This window comes from Streptomyces sp. NPDC047049, assembly GCF_040643995.1.
Lineage (GTDB): Bacteria > Actinomycetota > Actinomycetes > Streptomycetales > Streptomycetaceae > Streptomyces > Streptomyces mooreae.
The window spans coordinates 519,794-539,243 of record NZ_JBEYVM010000004.1; the positions used below are offsets into that span (position 1 = coordinate 519,794).

General features: G+C 71.1%; 15 protein-coding genes and 2 pseudogenes. 8 read left to right on the forward strand and 9 right to left on the reverse strand.

Translation table 11 applies throughout. The features are described 5' to 3' along the window. Positions 1-35 precede the first annotated feature (35 nt). A complete protein-coding gene (locus tag ABZ851_RS13790) occupies positions 36-545 on the reverse strand; it encodes a MarR family transcriptional regulator (protein WP_361125887.1) in 510 nt (169 codons plus the stop codon). A 146-nt stretch (positions 546-691) separates the two neighbouring features. Here ABZ851_RS13790 and ABZ851_RS13795 point away from each other — a divergent pair, with 146 nt between their 5' ends. The 3 genes from ABZ851_RS13795 (at position 692) to ABZ851_RS13805 (ending at position 4,859) form a co-directional block, all read left to right on the forward strand. Continuing rightward, the gene (locus ABZ851_RS13795) at positions 692-1,105 is read left to right on the forward strand and encodes a hypothetical protein (RefSeq protein ID WP_361125890.1); all 414 of its coding nucleotides are present in this window, start codon (positions 692-694) and stop codon (positions 1,103-1,105) included. Then, positions 1,102-2,649: an FAD-dependent monooxygenase gene (locus tag ABZ851_RS13800; protein ID WP_361125893.1), complete on the forward strand. Its 1,548-nt coding sequence runs from the start codon at positions 1,102-1,104 to the stop codon at positions 2,647-2,649. The genes ABZ851_RS13795 and ABZ851_RS13800 overlap by 4 nt, the downstream gene beginning before the upstream one ends. A 227-nt stretch (positions 2,650-2,876) precedes the next feature. Then, the gene (locus tag ABZ851_RS13805; RefSeq protein WP_361125896.1) at positions 2,877-4,859 is read left to right on the forward strand and encodes a cellulase family glycosylhydrolase; all 1,983 of its coding nucleotides are present in this window, start codon (positions 2,877-2,879) and stop codon (positions 4,857-4,859) included. Between the two features lie 74 nt (positions 4,860-4,933). On the opposite strand, the gene ABZ851_RS13810 is transcribed toward ABZ851_RS13805, so the two are convergent. The 4 genes and pseudogenes from ABZ851_RS13810 to ABZ851_RS13825 all read right to left on the reverse strand — a co-directional run bounded on the left by ABZ851_RS13810 (position 4,934) and on the right by ABZ851_RS13825 (position 7,225). Further along, positions 4,934-5,533 carry a hypothetical protein gene (locus ABZ851_RS13810; RefSeq protein ID WP_361125899.1) on the reverse strand — a complete coding sequence of 200 codons (600 nt, stop codon included), beginning with the start codon at positions 5,531-5,533 and terminating at the stop codon, positions 4,934-4,936. Positions 5,534-5,564: 31 nt separating this feature from the next. Continuing rightward, positions 5,565-5,822, reverse strand: a pseudogene (locus ABZ851_RS13815) (hypothetical protein); the annotation flags it as partial. After that, positions 5,794-6,864, reverse strand: coding sequence for an alpha/beta hydrolase (locus ABZ851_RS13820; protein WP_361125902.1), 1,071 nt, complete (start codon positions 6,862-6,864; stop codon positions 5,794-5,796). The pseudogene ABZ851_RS13815 and the gene ABZ851_RS13820, both read right to left, overlap by 29 nt. A 235-nt stretch (positions 6,865-7,099) precedes the next feature. Further along, a complete protein-coding gene (locus ABZ851_RS13825; protein ID WP_361125904.1) occupies positions 7,100-7,225 on the reverse strand; it encodes a hypothetical protein in 126 nt (41 codons plus the stop codon). 392 nt (positions 7,226-7,617) lie between these two features. Between ABZ851_RS13825 and ABZ851_RS13830 the strand changes: the two genes are divergently transcribed. The 3 genes and pseudogenes from ABZ851_RS13830 to ABZ851_RS13840 all read left to right on the forward strand — a co-directional run bounded on the left by ABZ851_RS13830 (position 7,618) and on the right by ABZ851_RS13840 (position 10,005). Beyond that, positions 7,618-9,084 (forward strand): MDR family MFS transporter, encoded by a 1,467-nt coding sequence (locus ABZ851_RS13830; RefSeq protein WP_361125907.1) that lies wholly within the window; start codon positions 7,618-7,620, stop codon positions 9,082-9,084. Positions 9,085-9,464: 380 nt separating this feature from the next. Then, positions 9,465-9,575 (forward strand): annotated as a pseudogene (locus ABZ851_RS13835) (GNAT family N-acetyltransferase); the annotation flags it as partial. Positions 9,576-9,801: 226 nt separating this feature from the next. After that, positions 9,802-10,005 (forward strand): PASTA domain-containing protein, encoded by a 204-nt coding sequence (locus ABZ851_RS13840; protein WP_361125909.1) that lies wholly within the window; start codon positions 9,802-9,804, stop codon positions 10,003-10,005. A 28-nt stretch (positions 10,006-10,033) separates the two neighbouring features. Here ABZ851_RS13840 and ABZ851_RS13845 read toward each other — a convergent pair whose 3' ends face one another. Together ABZ851_RS13845 and ABZ851_RS13850 are read right to left on the reverse strand one after the other, a co-directional pair. Further along, on the reverse strand, positions 10,034-11,182 hold the full coding sequence (locus tag ABZ851_RS13845) for a Glu/Leu/Phe/Val dehydrogenase dimerization domain-containing protein (RefSeq protein WP_361125912.1): 1,149 nt from the start codon (positions 11,180-11,182) through the stop codon (positions 10,034-10,036). 69 nt (positions 11,183-11,251) lie between these two features. Next, positions 11,252-14,176 (reverse strand): FAD-binding and (Fe-S)-binding domain-containing protein, encoded by a 2,925-nt coding sequence (locus ABZ851_RS13850; protein WP_361125915.1) that lies wholly within the window; start codon positions 14,174-14,176, stop codon positions 11,252-11,254. Between the two features lie 186 nt (positions 14,177-14,362). On the opposite strand from ABZ851_RS13850, the gene ABZ851_RS13855 reads away from it, so the two are divergent. After that, a complete protein-coding gene (locus ABZ851_RS13855; RefSeq protein ID WP_361125917.1) occupies positions 14,363-15,277 on the forward strand; it encodes a LysR substrate-binding domain-containing protein in 915 nt (304 codons plus the stop codon). Positions 15,278-15,352: 75 nt separating this feature from the next. On the opposite strand, the gene ABZ851_RS13860 is transcribed toward ABZ851_RS13855, so the two are convergent. Continuing rightward, positions 15,353-16,750 (reverse strand): amino acid permease, encoded by a 1,398-nt coding sequence (locus ABZ851_RS13860; protein ID WP_361125920.1) that lies wholly within the window; start codon positions 16,748-16,750, stop codon positions 15,353-15,355. Between the two features lie 416 nt (positions 16,751-17,166). After that, complete coding sequence (locus ABZ851_RS13865) at positions 17,167-18,093, reverse strand: LysR substrate-binding domain-containing protein (protein WP_361125923.1); 927 nt, start codon at positions 18,091-18,093, stop codon at positions 17,167-17,169. 179 nt (positions 18,094-18,272) lie between these two features. Between ABZ851_RS13865 and ABZ851_RS13870 the strand changes: the two genes are divergently transcribed. Continuing rightward, positions 18,273-19,442: an FAD-binding oxidoreductase gene (locus ABZ851_RS13870; protein ID WP_361125925.1), complete on the forward strand. Its 1,170-nt coding sequence runs from the start codon at positions 18,273-18,275 to the stop codon at positions 19,440-19,442. Positions 19,443-19,450: the final 8 nt, after the last annotated feature.

Consider the following 19,450-nt stretch of genomic DNA (forward strand, 5'->3'; position numbering starts at 1 on the left):
ATGTGCCACCGGTGAAGCAGCGGGGTGCGCCGGTCTCAGGGGTGACGGCCCTCCAGGCTGATCAGCAACGTGCGCAGCGTGCCGTTGAGCTCGCGCTGTTGCTCGGGTGTGAACGCGGAGAGCAGGGTGCGTTCGGCCTTGGTCTTGGTGGCGAAAACCTGCAGCGCGCGGTCGAGGCCGCTCTCGGTGAGCGTGACGAGAACGCTTCGGCGGTCGGTGGGGTCGAGCTCTCTGCTGACCCACCCTTTGGCTTCGAGTCGTGAGACGCGGTTGGTGACGGCTCCGGTGGTGAGCTGCATCTGTTCCAGCAGGTCTTTGGCGCTGAGGCGATGGTGTGGTGCCCGGCGCAGACAGGCCAGCAGCTCCAGCTCCCACAACTCGATCCCGTGTTGCGCCAGTTCGCGCTTGAGCTCGATCTCCATGTGGTGAGCCACCCTCCGCAGGCGGTACACCAGCGCCTTGGATTCCAGGTCCGGCAGGTCGTGCGCGCTGGAGATGACGTCGATCATGCCGTCGACGCGGTCGCGGGGGGAGCTTTCGGTCACGCGCTGGATCCTATCAGCGCGTCGTGAAAAGGCGAGCGTTAATTATCTTCATGTTAAGTTAATCGTGTCGTCTGACGCCTGCCGCGTATCGAGTGCCGCCTACGGCGTATCGCGTAGGGCGTACCGCGCAGCGAAAGGGAGAAGTCATGGCACCCACCAGGCGTGAAAGGCTCGGCCAAGTCGTCACCGCCGCGGGTATGGCGGCCGCGCTGCCGTCGGTCTGGCAGACCGTCACCCACATCACGGATGACACCTACCGGGCGCCCGAGGTGCGGGACGGCGCGGGCCATGTGCAGTACCACATGGCCCGCGAGGCCCTGGTTACTGCGGGCGGCCTGGCGGCCATCGGGATCGGCGTGCTCGCCGGGCCACGGCGTGGCCGGCCGCTGTGGGGCGCGATGGCGGCCGCCGGTGCCGGATTCGCGGCGGCGATGTGGTCCGGAGGGCCCACGGCAGGTGTCTGGGCGCCCAACGAGAAGGCACTCGCGGTGCACATCGCCTCCACCACCGGTCTCGCCACGGGGATCTGGCTGCTGCGCCCCGAGCGGGGGAGCCGATGAGCGTCGAGGTGATCGTGGCGGGCGGCGGGCCGGTCGGGCTGCTGACCGCCGCCCTGCTGGACGCCGCCGGGGTCACCGTGGAGGTGCTGGAGCGCAGGACCGGCCGGAGTGAGCAAGCCAGGGCCACCACGATGCACCCCCGGACCCTGGAAATCCTCACCCTGCTGCGCACCGGAGACGACCGGCGGCTCTCCGACGTCCTGGTCTCGCTGGGGCGCCCCGAACCCAGGGCCCACTTCGCCGTACTTCCCGACCTGCTCGACTACGCGCAGCTCGACACGCCCTATCCCTTCGTGCTGATGGTCCCGCAGACGACCACCGAGCGCGTGCTGGCGGCTCACCTTCGCCGGCGCGGCATAGCTGTGCACTACGGCCACGACGTCACCGGGTTCACCCAGGATGCCGACGGGGTCGAGGTGACCGTCAACGGCGGTGTGCGCAGGGCCGGTTATCTGGTGGGCGCCGACGGCGCGCACAGCCTCGTACGACGGCACGCAGGCATCGGCTTCCCGGGGACCTTGCCCTCCATGGTGGGCTTCGTCGCCGACGTCACCCTGACCGACCCTCCGGACGGGGCGGCGCACTACTGGGACCACCGGCACGGTCAGCTCAGCTTCCTCCCCCTCCCCGAGGGGGCGTACGGCCTCCCCGACGGTACGTACCGCGTGTTCGGCACCGAAGCCGCGGACACCCGACTCACCTCCGACCAGGTACGCGCACGCCAGGCGCGCTCCCTGACCCTCGACGAACTGCGCGCCATCCTGCGCCGGATGACCGGCAGCGACCACGGACTGCGTGACGCGCTGTGGGTGTCCACGGCCAACGACACGACACGGCACGCCGTGAAGTACCGCGCGAACCGCGTCTTTCTGGCCGGTGACGCGGCACATGTGCATCTGCCCGCAGGCGGCCAGGGGCTGAACGTCGGCCTGCAGGACGCCGCGAATCTGGCGTGGAAACTGGCCGCCGAGATCCACGGCTGGGCTCCACCCATGGTCACCGGTGGAGCGGCCGGCTACGAAAGCGAGCGCGCCCCCGTCGCCGCCGGACTGGCCGACAACACGCTGGCCCAGGCAGCCCTGATGACCACGTTCACCCCGGCGGGTGCCGCGCTGCGCGACCTGATGAGCACGCTGATCGCCAAGGGCGGCGACACCGCGGACGACCTGACCGCCTGGCTGTCCGGCCTCGGCCTGTCCTACCCCCCTCCTGTCCCGGGGCACCCCCTGGACGGCTGCCGCGCCCCCGACCTCGAGCTGTCGGACGGCACCCTGCACCGCCGGCTGGCGGTCAACCGGCTCCTGCTCGCCGACTTCACTCCGGATGCCGTCTTCGCGCCGCTTCGCTCGGCCCGCGTCGAGGTGGCCCGGGCCCTGCCGTGGTCGGGGCTGTCCGCCGCGCTGGTCCGCCCGGACGGCTATATCGCCCGCGCCTGGACCGCCCCCGGCATCGAGGAGGTGGCCGCCGCGCTCCGGTCCTGGACGACGCCTGCGGCTGCGCATACACCTGCGCCTGCGTCGGCGCAGGCGCATCTGAGCCCGTGAGCCCAGAGTCGTGGTGCCGGGGTCTGGCGGGCGGGTGTGCCCCGGCCGTCGACAGCGGCCGGTTAGCCGTACGACCGGGCAGCCGTACGGGCCGGAATCGCCCGCAGCGGTATGGCCCCGCCTGCCACTCATCGGTAACTTGTCGGTGCCCCGCCGGCGGTGCGCCCGTCGCGGGGCTGCCCGCCGGGCGGACCCGACGGGCACACCCGACGAAGCAGGCGGATGACGTGAAGCCTCTCTTACGCTCGGCGTGCGGTGCCGCGGCGCTGTGCCTCGCCCTCGTCCTCACGGGCGGCCCGGCCCCGGGCGCGGCCGCTGCCGTTGCCAGGCCGGACGCCCCCGCTGCCGGTACGTCGGCCCTACGCACATCCGTCGCGGCGTCGGCCGCCCGCGCCCCCGCCGCCGCATGGACGGCACCGCTGTCCACCAGAGGCCGCTATATCGTCGACGCCGACGGCAAGCGGTTCCGGTTGAAGTCGGGCAACTGGGATGGCGCGCAGGGCTCGTGGAACGGTTCGGGCGACATCAACGACGCCGCCGCACACCACAGCGGTCAGAACTCCCACGGCGTACCGCTCGGTCTCGACCGCGTGGGCATCGCCTCGCTGCTGCACGACTTCCGCGCCCTGGGCCTCAACAGCATCCGGCTGCCGTTCTCCAACGAGATGATCCACTCCGACGCCCCGGTGCCGGATGCCGCGGTCGCCGCCAACCCGCAGCTACGCGGCAGAACACCGTTGCAGGTCTTCGACGCCGTGGTCGCAGCCCTGACCGCGGACGGTTTCGCCGTCATCCTCAACAACCACACGAACACCACCCGGTGGTGCTGCGGCCTCGACGGCAACGAGCGGTGGAACAGCCGCCAGAGCACGCGTCAATGGGCCGACGACTGGGTCTTCCTGGCCCGCCGATACCAGGACAACAGCCGTGTCGTGGGGGCGGACCTCTACAACGAAGTGCGCCGTGACGTCTGGGACGACCCCAACTGGGGCCTGGGGGACAACCACGACTGGCAGGCCGCCGCCCAGGAAGCGGCGGACCGGATCCAGACCGAGGCCAACCCCCGGCTGCTCCTCATCATCGAAGGCATCAACTGGACCGGACTGCCGGTGGACGGCCTGCCGCACGGCCGCCCCACCCTCACCCCGGTCCGTACGCTCTCACACACCCTCGTCCGCTCCGGGAAGCTCGTCTACTCGGCCCACTTCTACGGCTACACCGGCCCGCACCACAGCGGCGCCACCGGGGTGGGGGAGACCAGCGACCCCCGCTATCAGGACCTGACCCGCGACCAGCTGCGCGCCGTACTGCACGATCAGGCGTTCTTCGTCTCCGCCGAGTCCGGACAGCACTTCACCGCGCCCCTGTGGATCAGCGAATTCGGCATCGGCGCCGATGAGCCGGGTGCCGCGGCCCGTGCCTGGTTCGCCAACCTGACGGATGTCCTCGCCGACAACGACACGGATTTCGCCTACTGGCCGCTCGTCGGCTGGAGCACCGACGCCCAGGGCCGCCCTGCCGGGGACAGCTGGGCCCTGCTGCGTTACGACCGCGCCGGGCACCGCAGCGGGATCCTGGACGGCAACGACTGGCGTACCACGGCGTGGCACCGGCTGCAGACGGCACCACAGCGGACCGGCCCTGTGCCACCGACCCGGTCCTGGCACCAACTCACCCTCGACCACCGGGACTTCGTGCAGTCACTGAGCGCCCGAGCCCTGGGCGACTGGGACGGCGGCGCCCGCAAAGCGGCGTGCCCCGACGGAGAGCGGCTGATCGGCCTCAGCCACACCCAGGGCCGCGGTCTGTGCACCGACGCCCCCGCGGCCCAGGACCTGCGCACGCCCGGAAGAAGCACCCCCGAGGTCGTACGCGACGAGCGCTACGTCCCGGCCGGTGGCGACTGGGCACCCGGCTACAGCAAACTGCAGTGCCCCGCGGGTCACTTCCTCACCGGATACAGCCTGCGCGGGGAGTCCGTCTCCGCCGCACTGTGCACCACCGCCCGCACCTCCCTGGGCACCACGGACCAAACCCTGTGGTTCGACCGCGGCGACCACCGACCGCCCGGCGCCCCCGGCGGCGACTTCGCCTACGGCCACTACAAGGGCCAGTGCCCCTCCGACACCTACGCGGCAGGCATCGCCTACACCCACCGCCTCGGACACCGGGGCAGCCCCGACGCCCTGCTCTGCCGGCCGCTCTCCTGACACCGCGGGGACACCCCGCCTCGGCGATCGTGGCGGGGTGTCGGCTCTCCGGGCCGGGCCGCCGGCGGCGGCGGTCAGGAGACGAAGTCGCCGAGGGCGGGCAGTGGAGCGGCAGCCTCGATCGAGCCTATACAGACGATGGCTTCCTCGAACTGGAAGGAGGAGAGTCCTTCATGGCGGGGGCCAATGACGAGCAGGTTGTCCCCGCAGCGCCAGGCGGCGTGGCGCCAGTTGCCTTCTCCCATCGCCAGCGTGCCGCCTTCGATCGTGAGGTCTTGCTCCGGTGGACCGAGCCGTTGGGTGAACGCGGCGACAGCCGCGTCGATGTGCGCGTCGAACACCGCACGTTCGGCGTGTGCCTGGCTGGACCAGCCGGGCAACGAGCCCCACAGATCTTCGCTCCAGTCATCGTCGTCGACCCAGTAGAAGTGGGCGAATGACACGGCAAGGCCGTCCCCGAGATGGGCGAGGTGCCCCTCGGTGGTGACGAACGAGTCTTCCCACGGCAAGTCGTCGCCTGCTTCGCACCAGCCCAGATGCCGCAGTGCAGCGTCGGCGACCGCCCAGTCGCCCCACGGCAGTTCCGCCAGGCCGGCGATCTGTTCCACCAGACGCGGGGTGAAGGGGCATGCGGCGACGTGAAAGGCGATGTCATCAGGGTCTTCGTCGGTCATGGCAGGACGGTATCCGGACCGTACGCGTGTTTCAGGACCGGGCCGGCAGGGGGCGGAGGCGGAGTCGGAGTCGGACGGAACCGAGGGGGCGAGGCGGTCCGGGGAATTCAGGTCGGTTCCTGTGGGGGAGCGGGGTCGCCGGGGGCCGGCGGGAGGCGTACTGGAAGCGGGTGTCGCCGGGGGCGGAGTGGAACCGCAGGTCTCCGTTGTGCTTGTCGACGACGATCCGCCAGGAAATGTCCAGTCCGACACCGGTACCCTCACTCACCGGTTTGGTGGTGAAGCCGGGGACGCTCCAGAGCTGCCGGGACGCTCCCGCCGCGCGGCGGCGCGGCGGCGTCAGGCGCGGGGCGTCTCAGCCGGCGCCCCAGGAGGAGGGCTCCCGTGCCCGTGATCAGCGCGGCGGCGATGCCGGCGATGCGTGCGGTCGTGGCGCGGGCGTCATGGGCAGCCCCCGTGGCGGGCAGCGCGGGACGGGCGCCATCGGCCGCGGTGGCGGCTTGGAGGACGAGGTCGGTGACCGCTTCGGGGTGGGAGACCATGGCCACGTGGGAGGAGTCGATCTCCACCGTGTGGGAACCCGCACGCTTCGCCTCGAAGCGTTCCTGGTCGGGGTTGATGGTCTTGTCCTGCTTCGCGACGAGGGCCCACGACGGCAGGTGTCTCCAGGCCGCCGCCTTGGCCTTCTGGGAGAACGCGGTGGTGGCCACGGGCCGTTGGGTCACCGCCATGAGCCTGGTTGTGCGCTCCGGCAGGTCGGCGGCGAATACTTGATGGAGCCTGTCGGGCTTGAGGTAGAGGTCGGTGCCGCTGACGCCGTCGGTCCGGTAGGGCACGGACCTCGTGGCGGTGCCGCGTTCGCTGGGGAACCCTGCGGCCAGGGACATCCCGCTCTCACCCACGTCGGGCATCAGCGCCGCCACGTACACCAGGGACTTCACCCGGGGATTGCCCGCGGCGGCCGAGCTGATCAGGGCGCCGCCGTAGGAGTGGCCCACGAGGACGAGCGGACCCTTGATGCTGTCCAGTACGGAGGCGATGTAGGCGGAGTCGTTGTACAGCCCCCGGAGCGGATTGGCGGGGGCAATGACGGCGTACCCACGCCCTTGGAGCCGTTCGGCGACCCCGTTCCAGCTGGAAGCGTCCGCGAACGCCCCGTGCACCAGCACGATGGTGGGCCTGGCCGTGGCCGTGCCCCCGTCCGCGGTGGCGGGGGCCGCCACGGTCGCGCACAGGGCCAGGGCGCACCCGGCCGCGAGGGCATGTGGGCGACGTATGCGACGTATACGGCGTATGCGGCGCCGTGAGCCGGGAACCGGCAGTGCTGCCATGGTGTTCACGCCTTCCGTGAGGCTTACGGCACCTGAGTGTTCACCTCTCCGCACCGGCGGGCGCGGTCACGCGCTCCGAACGGGTCACCGCAGGGGGCCGTCCCGGTGACTGCGGCGCCAACGGGTTTCCGGAACCTGCCTCGTAGAGGTCATTGATGCCGGACGGCAACCGCCCCCCCCACGCGGTCGCCCACGCCGATCCCGGCCGCCGCCGGCCGACGTCGTGGCGGTGACGTCAGCCGAGCAGGGTGCGGGCGATTTCCAGGGCGACCCGCAGTTCCCGTGAGTTGTCTGCGGTGGCGGCCGTGGGCAGGAGTTCTTCGGCGCGTTTGACGCGGTAGGTGACGGTGTTGCGGGCCACGTGCAATGCGCTCGGGAACAGGTTCCGGTTCCGGACAGGTCCGGCCGGACCGAGCGCACAGGGGCACCACACAGCGGCACCAGGCCCGACGGGACCGCGGGTGACCGAGGCCGCCCACGTCCTCGGCCAACCGCGGCACCCGCCCGTCCGCCTCGGGCCGTGAGCCCGAAGAGCGGGGCTGTGTTTGTGCTCGGTGGCCTCGTCACGGCGGGGCCGGGGCCGGCGGGGTGGGCGGAAATTCGGGTGAGATCGGCGCGAAGATGCGAAACACTCGCGCCGGCCGATGAGTCTTACCGGGCCTGCCGGTCTCTTCTTACAATCACACCCACGTTCGTGCCGACAGCCCCTGGCTGCGAGGCGACTGAGCCCAGGAACCCCAGCGAGGTGCTGCCATGACAGCTGCGATCCAAGAACGACCGGCCGTGCAGGCGGGCCGCATACCGACCGTGGTGCGGCTGCTGGTGCTGGCCACCTTCGTGGTGATCCTCAACGAGACGATCTTGATCAATGCCATCCCGCGGTTGATGGAGTCGTTGCACATCACCCAGCAGTCGGCGCAGTGGGTCTCCACGGCGTTCATGCTGACCATGGCCGCCGTGATTCCGGTCACCGGCTGGTTCCTGCAGCGGGTCACCACCCGCCAGGCCTACGCCATCGCGATGGGCGTGTTCCTCGCGGGTACCGCTCTGTCGGCCGTCGCGCCCTCCTTCGAGGTGCTGCTGCTGGGGCGGGTCGTGCAGGCCGCGGGCACGGCCGTGATGATGCCCCTGCTGATGACCACGTTGATGATCGTGGTGCCCGAGCAGGACCGCGGCCGGGTGATGGGCAACGTCACCCTGGCGATCTCGGTGGCGCCCGCGCTCGGACCTGCCGTGTCCGGGCTGATCCTGCAGGCCGGTTCCTGGCGGATGCTGTTCGTGGTCGTCCTGCCGATCGCGGCTCTGGTGACCCTGCTCGGACTGCGCAAGGTGGACAACATCAGCGAGCCGCAGGTGAGCGCCATCGACTGGCTCAGTGTCTCCGTGGCGGCGCTCGGCTTCGGCGGCCTGGTGTACGGCCTGAGCCTCCTCGGCGAGTCGGACAGCAGGTTCGGGCTCGGCATCGGCATCGTCATCGCCGGGGTCGCGGCCATCGCGGTTTTCGTGATCCGCCAGCTCAAGCTGCAACGCACCGGCACGCCCCTGATGGACCTGCGAACCCTCGGACACCGCACCTATGGCCTTTCCCTGGCCCTCATCTCCGTCGGTTTCCTGGCGATGCTCGGGTCGATGATCCTTCTGCCGCTGTACCTGCAGAACGTGCGCGGGCTCAGTCCGCTGGAGACCGGCTTGCTGGTGATGCCGGGCGGTCTGGCCATGGGACTGCTCGGACCGACCGTGGGAAAGCTGTTCGACCGGTTCGGCAGCCGGCCGCTGGTGCTCCCCGGCTCGATCGGATTGGTGCTCGCCCTCTGCGGTTTCACCCAGGTCTCGATGACGATGCCGTACTGGCAGGTGCTCGGACTGCACGCGCTGCTGATGGTGAGCCTGGCGGCGACGTTCACCCCCGTCTTCACGCTCGGCATGGGCGCGCTTCCCCCGCATCTGTACTCCCACGGCAGCTCGATGCTCGGGACGTTGCAGCAAGTCGCCGCCGCGTTCGGGACCGCACTCGTGGTGACCGTGATGTCCGCGCGCACCGGCGACCTGCTCGCCGACGGCGTCGCCGCCGCGCCCGCCGAGCTGAGCGGGATGAAGCTGGCCTTCGGTGTCGCCGCCGCTCTCAGCGTGGTGACGATCATCATTGCCGCGAAACTGCCGCGCCGGATCGCTGCCGCCGCCCAGGACGACAGCGCCGCGGAACAACCCGTCGGGTCATGAGGACTGGGCGGAGCGGACTCACGCACCTCCCGGCACGCGCAAACCCCTCAGCCTGCGCCGGCCACTCGCCGGAACACACGGCGGCATCCAGGAACTTGCACCCTCCGCGGTTCCGCTGAGAAGGCGCGCCCTTTTCCTCCGGCGTAATCGTCAGCCATTGCCGCCAAGCCCCCAGAGGCCCCTCGGGAGCAATCTCGAGGGGCCTCTTCGGCCTTTCGTCACGTAGGTAGTCATAATTGCCGCCATATTTTTTCACGAAGTCCTGAAACCGTTCGTGCATCCCACCCGTCCTGGCAGACCGTCGCCTCCTTCCTCAAGGCTCAGCTCCACACCGGTGGGCACTAAAAGGCACCCGGCCGCGCAGAACTAGGATCGCGACCATGATCGCGCGCAAAGAAGACGGGTACGAGATCTCCATGGACCCGGAACGTCTTGACATCGACCGGATTCACCACTGGCTGTCGACCGATGCGTTCTGGGCGCTGGGGCGCCAGGGTTCGTTCCTTTCCCGCATCCGCAGCATCTGATGATTCTCGGTCCGGGAGAGTGAGCTCCGGCGGTGACCGTTGCCCAGGGTGACCGCTGTGCGCGGTGACCGTTGTGCGTGGGGATCGTTCACCGGTGGTGAAGAGAATCGTTACTGCCTCGGTCCTTGCCGTCTGTTGCCTGGTTCCGGCCGTTCCGGCGCATGCCGACGGGCCCCGAACGATGCCGCAGGTGGCGGGGCGCGGGCTGGTCTCCGCCTACGCGGCGCTCCGTTACGACACCTCCGTTCGGCTGAAGGACGGGCGTGGCGCCGGCCGTCATGTGCTGTGGCCGGCGGGCTGGAAGGTCTGTGCTCAGGATCCGGCGGCGGGCACGGACCTGCGGGGCCGGCGGGTCACGCTCACCGTGGTCAGGCGCACGGAGTCGTGCCGGTAGGCGGGCGGCGCGGGCTCCATCGGCCGGATCAGGCGCGGGGGATGCGCCCCTTGCTGTGCATGGCGGTGCGGACCCGGTCCTCGGCCAGGCGGCGGCCGGCCGTGTGCGGGGTGATGTGCTGCAGCCGGGCCTCGTCGAGGACGGTCATGGTGTTGGCGCGCAGCCGCGAGGAGACCGTCTCGACGATGGTGGAGGTGTCGGGCCGGAACCCGGAGTAGCGGGCGTCCATCGCGAAGGCGGCCGCGACGACACCGCCGGCGTTCGCCACGAAGTCGGGGAGCACGGTGATGCCGCGCTCCGCGAGGACGCTCCGGGCCTCGGCCGACGTGGGCAGGTTGGCGCCCTCCACCACGAGCTCCGCCTTGATGTCGCGCGCGGTGGTGCGGTCGATGACGTCCTGCAGGGCGGCGGGCACCAGGATGTCGCAGTCCACGGTGAGTTCACGGCCCGGAGCGAGCACGCTACCGGCGGAGTGGCGGGTGACGAAGTGGTCGCCGTGCTCCTCGCGCGCTGCCAGCAGCGCGTCCACGTCGAGACCGCTGGGGTCGTGCAGCGCCCCGTGGGCGGTGGACACCGCCACGACGGTGGCACCGAGGGCGGCGAAGCGGCGGGCGGCCGCGCTGCCGACCGCACCGAAGCCCTGCAGGGCCACCCGGGAACCGGCCATCTCCAGTCCCTGGTGCCCTGCCGCGGCGTCGGCCGCCTCGGCAACGCCGTAGCCGGTGACGCCGAGCTTGTCGTAGGCCACGCCACCGAGGTGCGCGGGGGTGCCGACGGCGGCGCCGCGGTCGCCCAGTTCGTCCTGGATGATGGCGGCGTCGTCCTCGGTCAGGCCCATGTCGAGTCCCATTACATACTCGCGGGGCACCTCGTTGGACAGCGCGCGGGCGAAGGCACGCAGCACCGCCTCCTTGTCGCGGGAGGCCGGATCGGCGACGATGCCGGCCTTGGCTCCGCCGTAGAAGAGGTCGACAGCGGCCCACTTCCATGTCATGACGCGGGCCAGCCGGGACACCTCGTCGACGGTCACGCCGGGGCTCATCCGGGTGCCGCCCTTGCCGATGCCGCGAGCCGTGTTGTCGATCACCAGGACGCCCTTCATACCGGTGCGCCGGTGCGAGACGACGACGATCTTCTCGGGGCCCCACTCGTCGACGAGGGAGAGTGCGTCAGTCACGGTGTGTTCCTTGTCGGTAGGCAGGACGGAAGGACGGAAGGACGGAAGGGGGATGCGGGGGAGTGTGCGTCAGGAGGAGGTGTCGGACGGGGACAGGGCCTGGGCGATCAGTTCGGCGAGATGGGTGCCGCTGCGGGGGGTCTGCTGGGCGATCTGGGTGCGGCAGCTGAAGCCGTCGGCCAGGATCCGGGTGCCGGCAGCGGCCGAGCGCACCGCGGGGAGCAGCACCTGTTCGCCCGCGGCGACCGAGACGTCGTAGTGGCCGCGCTCGAAACCGAAGTTGCCGGCGAGACCGCAACAGCCGGAATCGAGTGTGGTGTTGTCGATGCCCATACGGGCCAGCAGCGTGCTGTCGGCGCCGAAGCCGGAGGTGGCGTGCTGGTGGCAGTGGGTCTGGCTGAGTGAGCGGGCCTCGATCCGCGGGGGCTGCCAGCCGGGCGTGTGGTGGACGAGGAGTTCGGCGAGGGTGCGGGTGGCCCGGGAGAGTGCGCGGGCTCCTTCGTCGCCGTCGAGGAGTTCGGGAAGGTCGCTCTTGAGGGCCGCGGTGCAGCTCGGCTCCAGTCCGACGACGGGTATGCCGGCGCGGACCGCGGGAGCCAGCGCGGCGACCGTCCGCCGGGCGATTCGGCGGGCGGTGCCGAGCTGCCCGGTGGTGATCCAGGTGAGCCCGCAGCACTGGGTGCCCTCAGGGACCTGCACCCGGTAGCCCGCGTCTTCGAGCACGGCCACGCCGGCTCGGAGGACTTCGGGGCTGAAGTGGTTGTTGAAGGAGTCGACCCACAGCAGCACGGGGCCGCGCCGGCCGTCGCCTCCGGGGGTGCGGTGGCAAAACCACGTCAGGAAGGTCTGCGCGGCGAAGCGGGGGAGGTCCCGCTGCGGGGCGATGCCGCCCAGCCGTTTGAGGGCCGGGGCCAGTCGGGAGGAGGTGAGCGCGTTGACCGGGCCGGGGATCCGGGCGGCGGCCCGGGCGAGCAGGGGCAGCCAGCCCATGGTGTAGTGCGAGGCGGGTCGCAGGCGGCCCTTGTAGTGGTGGTGGAGGAATTCCGACTTGTAGGTGGCCATGTCGACGCCGACGGGGCAGTCGGCGCTGCACCCCTTGCACGACAGGCACAGATCCAGGGCGTCGCGGACCTCGGTGGAACGCCAGCCGTCGGTGATCACTTCACCCTGGGTCATCTCGTACAGGAGCCTGGCGCGGCCGCGGGTGGAGTCCTTCTCGTCCCGCGTGACCCGGTAACTGGGACACATCACGTCGCCGCGGTGGGCGGTGGAGCGGCACTTGCCGACGCCGACGCAGCGGCGGGTGGCCTTGGTGAAGTCGCCGTCGTCGGAGTGGAAGGGGAAGACCGTGGCCAGGGGCAGGGGAGTGCGGTGCGGGCTGACGCGCAGGTTGCCGTCGACGGGCAGCGGCCGCACGATCATGCCGGGGTTGAGGCCGTTGTCCGGGTCCCAGATGTTCTTGAACTCCTCGAACAGGGCGATGACCTCGGGGCCGTACATCAGGGGCAGGAGCGCCGAGCGAGCCTGGCCGTCGCCGTGTTCCCCGGACAGCGAGCCACCGTGTGCGGCGACCAGGTGGGCGGCGTCGGCGAGGAAGGCGCGGAAGACGGCGGTGCCCTGCTCGGTGGTGAAGTCGAAGTTGATGCGGACGTGCAGACAGCCCTCGCCGAAGTGGCCGTAGACGGCGCCCTGGAGCTCGTGGCGCTGCAGCAGGGCGGTGAACTCGCGCAGGTAGGAGCCCAGTTGCTCGGGCGGGACGGCCGCGTCCTCCCATCCGGGCCAGGCCTCGGCCCCGCCTTCGGTCCCGGCCGCCGGGGGCAGCCGGGTGGCCAGGCCCGCACCGTCCTCGCGGATGCGCCACAGGCTGCGGGCGCGGGCGGGATCGGTGACGATCTCACTGCCGGTGAAGCCGGCGGCCCCGTGCGCGGTCCCGGCCAGCGCTTGGGCCTGCCGGGACAGGGTGTCCGCGGTGCCGCCGAGTTCCGCGAACAGCCAGGCCCGGGCGGTGGGCAGGGTGTCGATGGTGGTTCTGGTCGCGGGCCGGGTGACGATGTCGGTCAGCCCGCGGTCGAGTCCTTCCAGGGCCAGCGGCTGGTGCCGGAGCAGTGCGGGGACCGCATCGGCCGCGGCGCCGGCGTCCGAGAAACCGAGGACGACCAGGGCCCGTGCGGGGGGAGGCGAGATGAGGCGGACGGTCGCCGAGAGGACGACGGCGAGGGTGCCCTCGCTGCCGACCAGGGCCCTGGCGAGGTGGCAGCGCCGCTCGGGCAGCAACTGTTCCAGCGCATAGCCCGACACCTGCCGGGGGAACTGCCCCAGTTCGGTGCGGAGCGTCGCCAGGTTGCCCTGGGCGAGCCGGTGCAGGGCGGCGATCAGCTCTCCGCGGTCGTCTCCCGCGGCCACCGCCGCGTCGATCTCCTCCCGGGTCATCTCGCCGAGCCGGACCACCGTGCCGCGGTAGGTGACCACTTCGAGTTCGATGATGTTGTCCGCGGTGCGTCCCCAGGCGAGCGAGTGCGAGCCGCACGCGTTGTTGCCGATCATGCCGCCCAGGGTGCAGCGGCTGTGGGTGGAGGGATCGGCGCCGAACACCAGGCCGTGCTCGGCGGCGGCGCTCTGCAGGTCGTCCAGGACGATGCCGGGCTGCACGGTCGCGGTCAGGGCGTGCGGATCCAGCGCCGTCAGCCGGTTGAAGTAGCGGGAGAAGTCGAGCACCACCCCGGGCCCGACGGCCTGCCCGGAGGTGCTGGTGCCCGCGCCGCGTGCGGTGACCGGCACCCCCAGGCGACGGCACACCCGCAGGGCGTTGAGGACGTGCTGCCGCTCGCGGGGGAAGACCACGGCGAGCGGGATCTGGCGGTAGTTCGAGGCGTCGGACGCGTACTGTGCCCGGTGACCGGCATCGCCGGCGACCTTGCCGCAGTCCCCGTGGTCGAGGGCTTCGGCCACCGCTGCCGCGTCGAGGCTGCCGACGCCCTGGGCTGTCGAGGTCACCCTGCTCGCTCCTTCGTGCTCACCGGTCGTGCTCCGCCTGGTCCCGTCCACGATGTGGGGCGCCCGGGCCCGGGAACAAGGGCCAGGAGGACGAAAGAATCCATGCTTGAGGGTAAGGAATGCTGAGGCTCGCGTTCGAGGGCGGTGGATGCTTATGCTCGCCTCCCGCGTCGTTGGGAGCCCGCGTTGCTGAAGCCACTGCATCTGCTCACCCTCAAGGCCGTCGTCCGCAGCGCCTCGTTCGCCCTCGCGGCCCGCGACCTCGGTTACACCGCCTCCGCCATCTCGCAGCAGATCTCCGCGCTGGAGAAGGAGACCGGCCTGGTGCTCTTCGAGCGGGAGGCGCACGGGATCCGTCCCACGGCCGCGGCCCACCGCCTGGTCGATCTCAGTACCCATGTGCTGGCGGCCATGGAGGACCTGGACCACCACGTCCAGGAGCTCGCCACCGGCGCCACCGGCCGGCTGCGGCTGGGCAGCTTTCCCACGGCCGATGTGCGGCTGGTGCCCGCCGCCCTGTCCGCGCTCGTCGAAAGCCATCCGCGGGCCCGGATCCAGCTGGAGGAGGGCGAGCCCGAAGAGCTCGTCACCGCGCTGAGCCACGGCGATCTCGATGTCGCGCTCGTCTACGAGTACGGGCTCAGCCCCCGCCAGTGGCCCGACGGCCTGACCCGCCATCAACTGCTGCGCGAGGACCTGGTGCTGCTCAGGGCCCGTGACAGCGGCCTGGGCGGCCAGCTGTCCCAGCTGGCCGGGGCCCGCTGGATCACCAGCCGGGAGGACACCGCCGGGGCCCGGTCCTTCGTCCGTCTCTGTGCGGCCGCGGGGTTCGAGGCCGCCGTCGCCTTCCGCAGCAACAACTACGCCGTGGTGCGGGAGCTGGTGTCCGCGGGACTCGGCGTGGCCGTGGTCCCGGCGCTCGGCCACCTTCCCGGCGACGGGATCGAAGCGACCCGGGTCACCCAGCGCTCCGCACACCGCACGGTGATGGCGCTGCACCGCGGCGAGAACAGCAACCCGCTGCTCCCCGCGGTGATCAGCTGTCTGCGCCGTGCGGTGCCCGAGGGCGAGCCGTATGTGCACCCCGCGTGCGAGGAGTGACCGGCCGGCACGCGGGCCGGCTCCGCCGCTCCGGGGGCGGGGGAGCGGTGGAGCACCCGCGTGCACGGCCGGCCGTCACCGGAGGGGTGCGGGCTCGGATGCGTCGGAGTCGGACATCCGGTCGAGGGCGTCGAGATCCACCGAGCCTCCCGGCATGACCCTGCGGGTGCGGCGGTAGCCGTACGTGGCGTAGATGACCAGGCCGACGACCAGCCAGCCGCCGAGCCGCACCCAGGTCTCCCACTGCAGGAACGACATCAGCCAGATGGAGAAGACCATCCCCAGGACGGGCACCACCGGCATGCCCGGACAGCGGAAACCGCGCTTGAGGTGCGGCTTGCGGTAGCGCAGGACCAGCACGGAAGCGGAGACCACCACGAAGGCCAGCAGCACCCCGATATTGGTGAGTTCCGCGACCGCGTTGATGGGCAGCAGCCCCGCCAGCACCGCGGACACCCCACCGATCAGCCAGGTGGCGCGGTGCGGCACCTTGCGCCGGGGGTGGATGGCACCGAACCAGGCGGGCATCAGCCCGTCACGGCTGAGCGCGTACCACAGGCGGGAGGCACCCATCATGAAGGAGAAGGTCACGGTGACGATGCCGATGACCGCGCCGACGGCGATCACATTGGCCAGCCCGCTCAGCCCCACGCTCTGGAACGCACTGGAAATCCCGCTGTTCGGATTGAGGTCGCTGTAGCGCTGCATCCCGGTGAGCACGATGCAGACCAGCACGTACAGCACCATGGATACCGCCAACGACAGCATCATCGCCTTCGGCAGCTTGCGCCGCGCCTCCACCGACTCCTCCGCGGCCGTACTCAGCGCGTCATAGCCGAACACGGCGAAGAAGACCGTGGCGGCCCCGGTGAAGGCCCCGCCGAAGCCGAACGGCGCGAAGGGATGCAGGTTGCCGGTCTTGACCTTGGTGAAGCCCACCACGATCACCAGCAGCACGATGCCGATCTTGATGAGGGTCAGCACCGTCTCCACCCGGGCCGAGGTGCGGGTGCCGCGGGTCAGCAGCCAGGCCACGCCGAGGCAGATCGCCATCGCGAGCAGGTCCACCCGGTGGCCGGCGCCGGTGCCGGGGGCGCCCAGGGCCCAGACCGGCAGATGGATACCGACCGCCTGCAGCAGAAATCCCAGGTAGCCCGACATCCCGATCGCCACGACGGCGACGATGGCGGTGTACTCCAGGAGCAGGTCCCAGCCCACGATCCAGCCGACGATCTCCCCCAGGACCGCGGCGCAGTAGGTGTAGGACGAGCCTGCCTTTGGCACCATCCCGGCGAACTCGGCATAGGCGAAGGCCGCACAGAGCGAGGCGGCCCCGGCCACCAGGAACGAGATCAGGACGGCGGGGCCGGCGACGTCCCGGGCGACGGCCGCGGCCAGGCTGAAGATCCCGGCCCCGATGATGGCGCCGATGCCGATCATCGTCAGCTGGGTGAGGCCGAGCGTGCGCACCATGCGCTCACCGCTGGGCTGTTCATGGGGAAGAGTTCGCCGGAAGATTCCCTGGGGGCCTTGGCCCAGCAAGGCGCGAAGGGGAGATTTCGGGGTGTGATGGGGGGACATCGCTCGCTCCCTGTCAGGCAACGGCGGCACGACGGGCCGCCGTCATGGCGGGGGTCACCACTGGCCTGAAACCTTCACCCAGGATCCGCCCCGGCAACAGGGACCCCAGCGCGACAACTTGCGTGGCTGAGGGCAAGCGGAACTGGGGAAGGCGCTCCGCAGGGCGAGCGGCCCGGATTCTCGTGCCCCGGGCACCTTGTTGCGGTACGCGCCAACCCGACCCCGGAGCACGCCTGTTGACGGTGCGGCGTCGCGGTGCGACGGCGGCCGGGGCGCTGTCCTACGAGGCGCTGTCCTACGGGGCGCTGTTACGAGGCGCGGCGGGCCGGGGTGCCGTGCCGGGCACCGGACACCGACCGCAGGACGTCGACCAGCGCCGCCACCGTGGGCCGGTGCTCGACGGAGGAGCGGAACAGCACCACGATGTGCCGCTCGACCTTCTCCCGCAGCCGTACGACATCGAGGCGGGAGGCGCGCAGGCCGAGCATCAGATCCGTCACCGTGCTCACCCCGATCCCCGCCTCGACCAGCGCCAGCGTGGCCGCGGTGTCGGTGACCTCGTGCTGGACCCGGGGTTCGACGCCTGCGCGCCGGCAAGCCGTGCGCACCGCGCGGCCGTAGTAGCTGTCGGCCGACGGCAGGATCCACCCCAGGTCCTGCGTATCGGCCAGGCCGATCACCTCCCGGCCGTCCATCGACCCGGCAGGTACCGCCAGCGAGAACCGCTCGCGGTACAGCTGCCGCACCTGCAGGGCGGGCTCCCGCGGAAGGGGCACATCCGGGTAATCGAGACCGAGCGCCAGGTCCACCGCTCCGGAGGCGACCGCGTCGTGCACCTCGTCCACCTCCATGTCGCGGCTGTGCACCGCGAGCCGGGGATGGACCTGGCGCACCTCCTGCAGTGCCGGCGGCAGGATCTCGGCGGCTGCCGTGGCGAACAGCCCGACGTGCAGCACCCCGGAGACCTCGTGCCGGGTGCGCTCCAGAGCCTCGACGGCTTCCGCCTCCGTCGACAGGATCCGCTCGGCGTGACACGCCAGCGTGCGGCCGGCATCGGTCAGCTCCACCCGCCGCCCGACCCGCCGCAGCAGCTCCGTGCCCGCGGCCTTCTCCAGCGCGGCGATCTGCTGGGAGACGCCGCCGGGCGTGTATCCAAGGGCCTGGGCCGCCGCGGTGATCGTTCCACGCCTGGTCAACTCCACCAGGGACCGCAGCTGGGCACTCGTCCAGTCCATATAGAGATCCTAATAGATCGGACGTACTAACTGTTCGTAGACGTCAAAGGTTGGAGTGCTGCACGATGACGGGCAGCTAGCTGATCAGCTCTTCTCGCCATGCACTGACAGCCCCGCCTGCGCCGGACGGACGCCCCCGGCGCAGGCGCCGGCCTCCGGAAGGGATCGGCCTCTTGTCCATGTCATCCACCTCCCGCACCGTGCCGCCGACCGCCGACGTCGTGATCGTCGGCGGCGGTGTGATAGGCACCAGCATCGCGTTCCACCTGGCCGAGGCCGGGGTGTCCGACATCGTCGTCATCGAGCGCGGCGAGCTGGCCGGCGGCAGCTCGGGCAAGCCGATCGGCGGAGTGCGGGCGCAGTTCTCCGACCCGCTCAACATCGCCCTGGGCAGCAGGAGTCTGCGCGCCTGGCAGGACTTCGGACAGCGTCCCGGCGCGGACATCCGGCTGGACAGCGTCGGCTATCTCTTCCTGCTCACCAGCGACCAGCAGGCCGCGGACTTCGAGACCGCCGTCCGCCTCCAGAACGGCCTCGGCGTCCCCAGCCGCATGATCGGCCCCCACGAGGCACAGCGGCTGTGTCCCTACGTCAGCACCGACGGGCTGGTGGCCGCCGCCTACTCCCCGACCGACGGCCACGCCCGTCCCCGACTCGCCGTCCGGGGCTATGCGCGCGCCGCCGCGGGCGCGGGCGTCACGTTCGCCACGCACACCACCGTCACCGGCCTCGACACCGCCGGTGACCGGGTCACGGCCGTCCACACCGATCACGGCCGGATCTCCTGCTCCACGGTCATCTGCACCGCGGGCGCCTGGTCCGCACGGCTCGGTGAGATGGCGGGCGTCCACCTCCCGGTACGCCCGGTGCGCCGCCAGCTCGCCTTCACCGCGCCGCTCGCGCCGCCCGCCCCGCGTATCCCCTTCACCATCGACTTCGCCTCGACCGCCTACTTCCACAACAGCGACGACGGCCTGCTGTTCGGCCTCGCCGACCCCGGACAGGACCAGGGCTTCGACACCACCTGGACCCCGGACTGGCTCGACCTCTTCCGTGCCGCCGCACGGCGCAGGGCCCCCGCCCTCGCCGGGATGGAGACCACCGGCGGCTGGGCCGGACTGTACGAGGTCACCCCGGACCACAACGCCCTGATCGGACGGGCCGGCGCGCCGCACAACTTCCTGTACGCCACCGGGTTCTCCGGCCACGGCTTCCTGCAGGCCCCCGCCGTCGGCGAGATCGTGCGCGACCTCTGCCTGGAGCGCACACCGTTCGTCGACGTCACCCCCTTCAGCGCCGACCGCTTCACGGCCGGTGCCGAGATCCGCCCCGAAATCCACGTGGTGTGAATCGCCCC

Coding starts and splice junctions, on each gene's coding strand:
- ABZ851_RS13795 (WP_361125890.1), top strand. CDS start 692: ATGGCACCCACCAGGCGTGAAAGGCTCGGCCAAGTCGTCACCGCCGCG.
- ABZ851_RS13800 (WP_361125893.1), top strand. CDS start 1,102: ATGAGCGTCGAGGTGATCGTGGCGGGCGGCGGGCCGGTCGGGCTGCTG.
- ABZ851_RS13810 (WP_361125899.1), bottom strand. CDS start 5,533: ATGACCGACGAAGACCCTGATGACATCGCCTTTCACGTCGCCGCATGC.
- ABZ851_RS13820 (WP_361125902.1), bottom strand. CDS start 6,864: ATGGCAGCACTGCCGGTTCCCGGCTCACGGCGCCGCATACGCCGTATA.
- ABZ851_RS13830 (WP_361125907.1), top strand. CDS start 7,618: ATGACAGCTGCGATCCAAGAACGACCGGCCGTGCAGGCGGGCCGCATA.
- ABZ851_RS13860 (WP_361125920.1), bottom strand. CDS start 16,750: ATGGTGCGCACGCTCGGCCTCACCCAGCTGACGATGATCGGCATCGGC.
- ABZ851_RS13865 (WP_361125923.1), bottom strand. CDS start 18,093: ATGGACTGGACGAGTGCCCAGCTGCGGTCCCTGGTGGAGTTGACCAGG.
- ABZ851_RS13870 (WP_361125925.1), top strand. CDS start 18,273: ATGTCATCCACCTCCCGCACCGTGCCGCCGACCGCCGACGTCGTGATC.